At 72.4% G+C, this 5,163-nt stretch carries 4 protein-coding genes and 1 pseudogene; 1 reads left to right on the plus strand and 4 read right to left on the minus strand.

The window, feature by feature from the left end:
- From ABYE80_RS16720 to ABYE80_RS16735, 4 genes are all read right to left on the minus strand, one after another.
- The coding region (locus ABYE80_RS16720; RefSeq protein WP_372791441.1) for an NAD(P)-binding protein at window positions 1–1,604 on the minus strand (1,604 nt) is incomplete at its 3' end.
- Window positions 1,604–2,611, minus strand: a complete 1,008-nt coding sequence (locus ABYE80_RS16725) for a thiamine pyrophosphate-dependent enzyme (RefSeq protein ID WP_372791443.1) — start codon at window positions 2,609–2,611, stop codon at window positions 1,604–1,606. The genes ABYE80_RS16720 and ABYE80_RS16725, both read right to left, overlap by 1 nt.
- Entirely contained in the window at window positions 2,608–3,867 is a 1,260-nt protein-coding gene (locus tag ABYE80_RS16730) for a transketolase C-terminal domain-containing protein (RefSeq protein ID WP_372791444.1), read from the minus strand. Before ABYE80_RS16730 ends, ABYE80_RS16725 begins: the two co-directional genes overlap by 4 nt.
- The gene (locus ABYE80_RS16735) at window positions 3,860–4,477 is read right to left on the minus strand and encodes a 2-oxoacid:acceptor oxidoreductase family protein (RefSeq protein WP_372791445.1); all 618 of its coding nucleotides are present in this window, start codon (window positions 4,475–4,477) and stop codon (window positions 3,860–3,862) included. Before ABYE80_RS16735 ends, ABYE80_RS16730 begins: the two co-directional genes overlap by 8 nt.
- Window positions 4,478–4,608: 131 nt before the next feature.
- On the opposite strand from ABYE80_RS16735, the pseudogene ABYE80_RS16740 reads away from it, so the two are divergent.
- Window positions 4,609–5,163 (plus strand): annotated as a pseudogene (locus ABYE80_RS16740) (sulfite reductase subunit A); the annotation flags it as partial.

Genomic DNA, 5,163 nt, shown 5'->3' on the forward strand with positions numbered 1-5,163 from the left:
CCGCACGGGCATTCCTGCGCGCACATGCCGCAGCCCTTGCAGTAGTCGAGATCGATGGCGTAGGCGTACGGTCCGGCGGGGTCGAGCTTGATGACGGCGTTGTCGGGACACACGCCGTAGCAGTTGTCACAGGCAAGGCAGTTGCCGCAGGACAGGCAGCGGCGCGCTTCGAAGAGCGCGGTGTCTGCGTCGTAGCCCCCGACGACCTCGTCGAAGGTCGACTGGCGGCGGACGGCGTCAAGGTGGGGTGCGACCGAGCGCGGCGCGTCGGCGTAGTACCAGGGGTTCAGGAGATCGAACGTGGCCTCGGTGACCGGCGGATCGGGCTCGCAGCGCGAGCCACGCAGCCAGGCGTCGATGTGGCGCGCGGCGCGCCGGCCGTGGCCGACGCCGGTCGTCACCGTCCGCTCGGCGCGGATCATGTCGCCGCCGGCGAAGACGCCGGGGTGCCCGGTCATCATCGCCTCGTCGACCTGCACCACGCCGTCGTGGATCTCGAGGTCCGGCACGCCGTCCAGCAGGGAAAGGTCGGTGTCCTGACCGAGCGCCAGGACGAGCGCGTCCGCCTCGAGCTCGTCGAACTCCCCGGTCGGCTGCGGGAAGCCCGCGTGGTCCAGCTCCATGCGCTCGACCATCACGCGGCCCTCGTCGGCCTGGCTGATGGTCGAGAGCCAGCGCACCTTGACCCCCTCGCTCAGCGCCTCCTGCAGCTCCTCGTCGTGGGCCGGCATCCGGTCGCGGGTACGCCGGTAGACGATCACCGCGTCGCTGGCGCCGAGCCTCCGCGCCGTCCGCGCCGCGTCGATCGCCGTGTTGCCGCCGCCGTAGACGACGACGTGGCGGCCGAGCTGCGGCTGCTCCTCCCCCTCCATGCTGCGCAGCAGCGAGACGGCATCGAGCATCTTCGCGGCCGAGCCGGCCGGGACGTGGGCGCGCTTGCCGATCTGCGCGCCGACCGCCAGGAACGCGGCGTCGCAGGACTCGCGGGCCATCGCCGCCTGCACGTCGCGGACCTCCTGGTCCAGCCGCAGCTCGATCCCGAGGTCGAAGATCCGCTCGATCTCCGCGTCGAGCACCTCGCGCGGCAGCCGGTAGCGCGGGATGCCGAAGCGCATCATCCCCCCGGGCGCCTCGCCCGCCTCGTGGATGACGACCTCGTGCCCGAGCCGTCGCAGGTGGTAGGCCGCGGCGAGTCCGGACGGACCGGCCCCGACGACGAGGACCCGCCGACCGCTCGGCGCGGCGTCCGGTGCGGGAGCAGCCCACCCCTGCTCGATCGCCAGGTCGCCGAGGAAACGCTCCACGCCGTTGATCCCGACGGCCTCGTCGAGCTGGGCGCGGTTGCACGCGGACTCGCACGGGTGGTAGCAGACGCGCCCCATCACGGCCGGGAGCGGGTTGGTCTCCATGATCGTGCGCCAGGCTGTCTCGTAGTCGCCCTCCTCGGCGTGGAAGAGCCACGCCTGGACGTCCTCCCCGGCGGGACATGCGCCGTTGCACGGCGCGAGGTTGCGCACGTATTCGGGCCGCTCGGTGCGCCAGGTGCCGGTGTGGTTCGGCCGGCTGGAGCCCACGTCGAGCGTGATCGCGAAGGGCTTGTCCATCAGGAGACCCTCCAGGGATCGGCGAGCAGGGAGAAGCGGCGGATGTTGCGGTCGGCGCGCTCCTGGATCGCCGCGATCACGTCGTCGCGGCGCTCCGGTTCGAACAGGTGACGGAAGCGCTTCTGCGGACGCAGGTACTCCTCGACCGGCAACTGGCGGCGGATCTTCGAGCTGGCCGTGACCTCGCCGTCCTGCGCCTCGAACACCGGGAAGATGCCGGTCTCGGTGGCCAGCCGCGCGATCCCGACCGAGTCGCGGGAGGCGGTGCCCCACCCCAGCGGGCACGTGACCAGCACGTGCAGGTAGCGGGCGCCGCGGAACTCCATCGCGCGCTGCACCTTCGCCTCGAGGTCGTGCAGGTCCGCGATGGTCGCGGTCGCCACGTAGGGGATCTCGTGCGCCATCGCGATCAGCGGTGCGCTCTTGCCGCGGCCGAACTCCTCGCCCGGGTGGACACCGACGGCGTCGGTCGTGGCGGTGCGCGCGGCGGCCGGCGTGGCCCCGGAGCGCTGCACCCCGGTGTTCATGTACGCCTCGTTGTCGTAACAGATGAACAGCACGTCGTCGTTGCGCTCGAACATGCCGGACAGGCAGCCGAAGCCGATGTCGACGGTGCCGCCGTCGCCGCCCTGGCCGACGACGCGCACGTCGGTCCGGCCCTTGGCCTTCAGGGCCGCAGCGATCCCGGTCGAGACGGCGGGCGCGTTGCCGAAGAGCGAGTGCAGCCACGCGATCTGCCACGAGCTCTCCGGGTAGGGCGTGGAGAAGACCTCCAGGCAACCGGTCGCGTTGGCGGCGATGAGCTGCCCCGAGGTGGCACGCATCGCGGCGTCGAGCGCGTAGCGGGCGCCGAGGGCCTCGCCGCAGCCCTGGCAGGCGCGGTGGCCGCACGTCAGGGAGTTGCTGCGCTCACGCTCGGACTGGACGGTGCGGTCCTGCGGGTCGAGCAGGCGATTGCCGACCGCGAAGGACCCCACTTGGTAGTACTTGAGCTGCTGTCCGCTCATGTCACACCGTGCCCGGCCGCGACGATCCCGAGGTCCTTCAGCATGTTCTCGGCGTGCGGACCCGACCGCCGCCGCTCGCGTGTGCGGGCGAGCTCGCGCTCGACCAGCTCGGTGTCCAGCCCGAGGAAGGTGGTCAGCGGCAGCCGGTCCGCGACGGCGTCCTCGAACAGGCCCCGGAGCGCCTGTGCGGTGATGACGCGCCCCCCGAGCCCGGCGATCGCGGTGCGGACCCGCACCGGGAGTCCCTCGAGGGACACGCGCACGTCGGTGGAGACGATGCCGCCGATGCCGACGCCGAACGCCTTCTCGACCACCAGGACCCGCTGTGCGCCCGCCAGCGCCTCGCGCACCTCCTGCTCCGGCCACGGACGGAACGTCGTGATGCCCAGCGCTCCGATCGCGACGCCCTCGTCGCGCAGCTCGTCGATGACCTCGCTGATGGTGCCGAGGACCGAGCCCAGCGCCACCACGACGGTCTCCGCGTCGTCGAGCCGGTACCCGCGCAGCAGCCCGCCGGACGGACGGCCGAACGCGGCGGCGAACTCCTGCGCCACCTCCGGGATGCGGTCGAGCGCCTGCATCTGCTTGGCGTGGGCGAGGTAGCGGACCTCCGTGAAGGCGTCGGGCCCGACGACGGCGCCGATCGTCACCGGGTCGTCGGGGTCGAGCACCTGACGCGGCTCGAACGCCGGCAGGAACGCGTCGACCTGCTCCGGCTCGGGCAGATCGACCTCCTCCACCGCGTGGGTCAGGATGAAGCCGTCCATGCAGACCATCACCGGCAGCGAGAGCTCCTCCGCGATCCGGAACGCCTGCACGTGGAGGTCGCTGGCCTCCTGGTTGTCCTGCGCGAAGAACTGGATCCAGCCGCTGTCGCGCTGGGACATCGCGTCGGAGTGGTCGTTCCAGATGTTGATCGGGGCGCCGATCGCCCGGTTGGCGACGGTCATCACGATCGGAAGCCCGAGCCCGGACGCGTTGTACAGCGCCTCGGCCATGAACAGCAGGCCCTGACTGGCGGTCGCCGTGTAGGTGCGGGCCCCGGTCGCCGAGGCCCCGATCATCACCGACAGCGCGGCGAACTCCGACTCGACGTTGACGAACTCGCACGGGGCCAGCTCACCGGTCTTCACCTGGCGGGACAGCGCCTCGACGATGTGCGTCTGCGGCGTGATCGGGTAGGCGGCGATGACCTCCGGGCGGCACCGGGCGACGGTCTTCGCGACCGCCTGGGAGCCCTCGATCTGCTCACGCATGGCTGGGCTCCTTCGTCATGAGCGCCTCGACGTGGGCGTGGCCGGCCCGTGCGGCGGCCACGTTGCCCTCCGCCATGGCTCCGGAGAACCGCGCGGTGATCGCGTGCTCGATGCCGCGCAGGCCGATCGCCTCGGTCAGCGCCGCCAGGCCGCCGAGCAGCGCGCCCCCCGGGAGCGCCCGTCCGAGGTGCGTCCGTCCCAGGTCGGAGGCCGGCACGGTCGCCAGCCTCCCGGGGCGGATGCGCTCGACGATGTCCTCGATGCCGAGGTCGTCCGGCGTCCGCACGGTGTTGATGAGGACGAACGCGTCGTCGCCGAGCCCGGAGAACACGTCGACCTGGTGCAGCAGCGTCGGGTCCTGGATCACGAGCGCGTCCGGGCGCGCGATCGGCTCGCGGGTGCGGATCGGCTTGGGGGAGATGCGACAGAACGCCGCGACCGGCGCGCCCGTGCGCTCGGACCCGAACGTGGGGAACGCCTGCGCGTGGTGGCCCTCCTCGAAGGCGGCCACCGACAGCAGCTCGGCGGTGGTGACCACGCCCTGGCCTCCACGGCCGTGGAGGCGGACGTCGAACGTCGTCGACCGGCGCGCGGGGAATCGTCGGGGCACGCCTCCATGCAACGCGACCCGGCGTGCGAATACATCACGAGAGACCCGAACGGCGGGTGTGGAGAACTACGCGGCGGGTCGCGGGGACGACCCCTCCCTCGGTGCTGGACACCCGGCGTACGCTGGAGCCAGTGCAACCTCTGCTGCTCGACCGGCCCGGGCTGGACGACGTGCTCGCGGTGCTGCGCGCCCGCGGCTACGCGACCGTGGGCCCCGTCGCGCGCGACGGCGCCATCGTGCTGGACGAGATCGCGTCGACCGCCGATCTCCCGGTCGGCGTCACCGAGCACCAGGACGGGGGCACCTACCGGCTGGCCGCGCGCGACGACGAGGCGCTGTTCGGCTTCTCCGTCGGACCGCACTCGGCGAAGGGCACGCTGCTGCCGCCGCGACTGCGGGTGATGCGGGCGCACCGGGACGAGAGCGGCGCGGTCACCGTCGAGACCGGACCCGGTGAGGAGGCTGCGGCCCCGGTCGCCCTGATCGGCCTGCGGTCCTGCGACCTGCACGCGATCGCGATCCAGGACCGCGTGCTGACCGGGGGCACCCACTCCGACACCGACTACGCCGCGCGACGCCGGTCGCTGTTCGTGCTCGCCGTGAACTGCGGTCAGGCGGGCGGGACGTGCTTCTGCGTCTCGATGCGCACCGGACCGAAGGCGACCGAGGGGTTCGACCTCGCGCTC

It is taken from the genome of Paraconexibacter sp. (genome assembly GCF_041602235.1).
In the GTDB taxonomy this organism is placed as follows: Bacteria; Actinomycetota; Thermoleophilia; order Solirubrobacterales; family Solirubrobacteraceae; genus Paraconexibacter.

Coding starts and splice junctions, on each gene's coding strand:
- ABYE80_RS16725 (WP_372791443.1), bottom strand. CDS start 2,611: ATGAGCGGACAGCAGCTCAAGTACTACCAAGTGGGGTCCTTCGCGGTC.
- ABYE80_RS16730 (WP_372791444.1), bottom strand. CDS start 3,867: ATGCGTGAGCAGATCGAGGGCTCCCAGGCGGTCGCGAAGACCGTCGCC.